This window comes from Halomonas sp. BC2 (genome assembly GCF_002078115.1).
Taxonomy (GTDB): Bacteria; Pseudomonadota; Gammaproteobacteria; order Pseudomonadales; family Halomonadaceae; genus Vreelandella; species Vreelandella stevensii.
In genome coordinates, this window is record NZ_LFGT01000001.1 from 23,582 (window position 1) to 27,767 (window position 4,186).

Here is a 4,186-nt window from a genome sequence, read left to right on the forward strand (position 1 = left end):
CGTGAGGGCGAGCACCTGCTGCCCATCGTCGCCCGCCCCCCGGCGGCCGAGCGGGACGATGTGGCACTGCTGGAAAACCGCAACGTGTGGAGCGCCGCGCAGCAGCGCTTCGTGCCCATCAGTCAGGTGGTCTCCTCCTTCGATACCGATAGCGAGGAAGCGCTGATTCAACGCCGCAACCGGGTGCGCACGCTGACCGTCGGGGCCGACCCCGCCGAGGGCTACACCGCCGCCCAGGCGTTCGACGGCATTCGCGAAGAGCTCGAGGCCATGACGCTGCCACCGGGCTACCAGCTGAGCTGGGGAGGTGAACACGAGGATTCCGGCGATGCCAAGGAGGCGCTGGCCCAGCAGCTGCCCATCAGCCTGCTGGTGATGCTGCTGACCTCGATTTTGCTGTTTGGCAAGCTCAAGCAGCCGCTGATCATCTGGCTGGTGGTGCCCATGTCGGTGTGTGGCGTGGTGATTGGCCTACTGGTAACCGGCCTGCCCTTCTCGTTTACCGCCCTGCTGGGCATGCTCAGCCTGTCGGGCATGCTGATGAAAACGCCATCGTGCTGGTGGACGAGATCGACGGGCAGATCAAGGAGGGCAAGGCGCGCTTTTCTGCACTGGTGGACGCTAGCGTCAGCCGCTTGCGGCCGGTCTTTCTGGCCGCTGGCACCACTATCCTTGGCATGCTACCGCTGCTGGCCGACGCCTTCTTCAACAACATGGCGGTGACCATCATGGGCGGTCTGGCGTTTGCCTCGCTGCTGACGCTGATTGCCGTACCCACCCTGTATGCCATGCTGTTCCATATCAGCAGCGATGAGGTCGAGTCCTGAGCAGGCGCGTTCGGCCCATGAGCGCTTTTTAGCCATCATGGGCCGGGGCCGGGGTCACCCGGCTCATCCTTTCGGGTAATAAAACTACAACTTAAGCTATAAATCGGCTTTTTATTGCCGTAAGGTCTCTATTATTGGCGCCATAAAATGTAAAATAACTACAAGATACTTTCACCGTCTCTACTCATGCAGAGGTTTCTATGCCTGGTTCAACGTCTGGTTCTACCCCCGCAGCCCTTCATCCCAAGGTCGCGGAAGTCACCCAACGCATTCGTGAACGCTCTGCCGAGCGCCGCGCCCTCTACGAGCGCCGCATGGCCGACCAGCACAAGCGTGGCGTGCATCGTGCCGAGCTCTCCTGCGGTAACCTGGCCCACGGCTTTGCTGCCTGTAGCCCCCAGGAAAAAGACGCCCTGAAGCTGATGAACAGCGCCAACCTGGGCATCATCTCGTCCTACAACGACATGCTGTCGGCCCACCAGCCGTTTGAAACCTTCCCGGAAACCATCAAGGCGGCGGCGCGGGCCATGGGTTCCACCGCGCAATTTGCGGGCGGCGTACCGGCCATGTGTGACGGCGTAACCCAGGGCCAGCCGGGCATGGAACTATCGCTGTTCTCCCGTGACCTGATTGCCATGGCCACGGCGGTGGGGCTGTCACACAACATGTTCGACGCCGCCATTTACCTGGGCGTGTGCGACAAGATCGTGCCGGGCCTGTTCATCGGTGCCGCACGCTTTGGCCATCTGCCCGCCATGTTCGTACCCGCAGGCCCCATGCCCAGCGGCCTGCCGAACAAGGAGAAAGCGCGCATTCGCCAGCTGTATGCCGAAGGCAAGGTGGGCCGCGAAGAGCTGCTGCAGGCAGAGTCCGACTCTTACCACAGCCCCGGCACCTGCACCTTCTACGGCACCGCCAACTCCAATCAGCTGATGATGGAAGTCATGGGCCTGCACCTGCCGGGCACGTCGTTCGTGAACCCCGGCACCGAGATGCGCGAAGCGCTGACCCGCTACGCCACCGAACAGACCATTCGCAATACCGAAGCGGGCGGCGAGTACCGTCCGTTCTACAAGCAGATCGACGAGCGCGCCATCGTCAATGCCGTGGTCGGCCTGCTGGCCTCCGGCGGCTCGACCAACCACACCATGCACCTGATTGCCATGGCGGCAGCGGCGGGCATCACCCTGAACTGGGACGACTTCACTGATCTCTCGGCGGTGACCCCCAGCCTGATGAAGGTGTACCCCAACGGCCAGGCGGACATCAACCACTTCCAGGCCGCAGGCGGCATGAGCTACCTGTTCCGCGAACTGCTGGGCGCTGGCCTGCTCCACGGCGACATTCCCACCGTCTTCGGCACCGATCTGACCGCCTACACCCAGGAGCCCTTCCTGGAAAATGGCAAAGTGGTCTGGCGCGAAGGCCCGGAGAAGAGCCTGGACGAAGAAGTGCTGCGCCCGGTCGCCACGCCCTTTGCCCCCACTGGCGGCCTGACCGTCATGAAAGGCAATCTGGGCCGAGGCGTGATCAAGGTCTCGGCGGTGGCCGAAGAGCATCGAGTGGTCGAAGCGCCGGTCAAGATCTTCGAGGATCAGAACGAAATGAAAGCGGCGTTTGAGTCGGGCGACCTGGACCGTGATGTAATCGTGGTGGTGCGCTTCCAAGGCCCGAAAGCCAACGGCATGCCCGAGCTACACAAACTCACTCCCTTCCTGGGCGTGCTGCAGGATCGTGGCTTCAAGGTCGCGCTGGTCACCGATGGCCGCATGTCCGGCGCGTCGGGCAAAGTGCCCGCCTCCATCCACATGAGCCCGGAAGCGCTGGATGGCGGCCCGCTGGCCAAGCTGCGCGATGGTGACGTGGTGCGCCTGGATGCCAATGCCGGCAGCCTGGAGGTCAAGGTGGATGCCGCTACCTGGGCCGAGCGCCCGCTGGCCGTTGCCAATCTCGACCACTACCACGTCGGCCTGGGCCGCGAGCTGTTTGCGGGCTTCCGTCATCTCGCCATGCGCGGTGAAGAGGGAGCCGGTTCGCTGGGGGGCTTCGAAGCCGATGACCTGGCCCGCCAGCAAGATCAGATCTTTCAAGAGGACGCCTGATGCGACCGGCACTGATCGGTGATATTGGCGGCACCAACGCTCGCCTGGCGCTGGTAGCGCCTGGCGAGGTAACGCCCCACGATATCCTCAACCTGCCCTGCGCGGACTACCCCGGCGTGATCGAGGCGATTCAGGATTACCTCGCCCGCGTGGGCGCGACCGGGGATAACGCCCCCGAGGAGGCCTGCCTGGCCTTCGCCTGCCCGGTGCACGCCGAGCGGGTGAAAATGACCAACAACCACTGGGACTTCATGAAAAGCGACGTTCAGCAAGCGCTGAACCTGTCGCTGTTCAAGGTCATCAATGACTTCACCGCCCAGGCGTTGGGCGTGCCCCACGTGGGCGAAGACAACCTCGTCGAAGTGCAGCCCGGCGTCGCCCAGTCGCACTCGACCCGTCTGGTCATCGGCCCGGGCACCGGGCTGGGCGTGGCCGGGGTGTTTCCCGGCCAGCATGCCTGGATTCCGCTGCCCACCGAAGGCGGGCACGTCACCTTTGCACCTACCGACACCACCGAGCGCGCACTGCTGGATGTTTTCCTGCAGCGCCACCAGCGGGTCAGCGTCGAGCGCATCCTGTGCGGCCAGGGGCTGCTGGAACTCTACCAGGCCCACTGCACGCTGGAAGGCCAAGCGCCACGTTGCGAAACCCCCGCCGAGGTGACCCAGGCGGCCAATCAGGGCGACGCCCTGGCCACGGCCACCCTGCTGCGCTTTTTGAAAATCCTCGGCGACGTCTGCGGTGACGCCACCCTGACCATGGGCGCACGCGGCGGCGTATATCTGTGCGGTGGCATTCTGCCCCGGCTGCTGGCGTGGCTGCCTAAATGCGAACTGCGCGCCAGCTTCGTCAACAAGGGGCGCATGGGAGCGTACAACGCCGATATTCCGGTGTGGATCGTGACCCACCCGTGGACCGGCCTGCTGGGTGCCGCCGAAGCGCTGCATAACGAAGAAGTCTTTTAAACCGACGGAAACACGCCATGGCTGCTGTGACCTTTGACGTGCCGTTCGTACTCGGCATGATGCGCCTGCATGAAGCGCAAGAGATGCACCAGGCAAGCCAGCTGGCCGACTGGATCGAAGCCCGACTGGAGCAAGGCCTGCACGGGTTCGACCATGCCGATATTTACGGCAGCGGAGCTTGCGAAACGCTATTCGGCCAGGCGCTACGTGCCCGCCCGGCGCTGGCCAAGCGGCTCCACGTGGTCACCAAAGCCAGCATTGCCAACGACAACCCGAGCGCGGGCGGCCAGTT

3 protein-coding genes and 1 pseudogene are annotated in these 4,186 nt (G+C 63.9%); all 4 read left to right on the forward strand.

All coding sequences use genetic code 11. From position 1 onward, the window contains the following. Positions 1–60 precede the first annotated feature (60 nt). Positions 61–827: pseudogene (locus B7L71_RS00125) on the forward strand (efflux RND transporter permease subunit). Between the two features lie 200 nt (positions 828–1,027). Further along, on the forward strand, positions 1,028–2,929 hold the full coding sequence (gene edd / locus B7L71_RS00130; protein WP_081135037.1) for a phosphogluconate dehydratase: 1,902 nt from the start codon (positions 1,028–1,030) through the stop codon (positions 2,927–2,929). After that, positions 2,929–3,894: a glucokinase gene (gene glk / locus B7L71_RS00135; RefSeq protein WP_081135040.1), complete on the forward strand. Its 966-nt coding sequence runs from the start codon at positions 2,929–2,931 to the stop codon at positions 3,892–3,894. Before edd ends, glk begins: the two co-directional genes overlap by 1 nt. Before the next feature lie 17 nt (positions 3,895–3,911). Further along, the coding region (locus B7L71_RS00140) for an aldo/keto reductase (protein ID WP_170919406.1) at positions 3,912–4,186 on the forward strand (275 nt) is incomplete at its 3' end.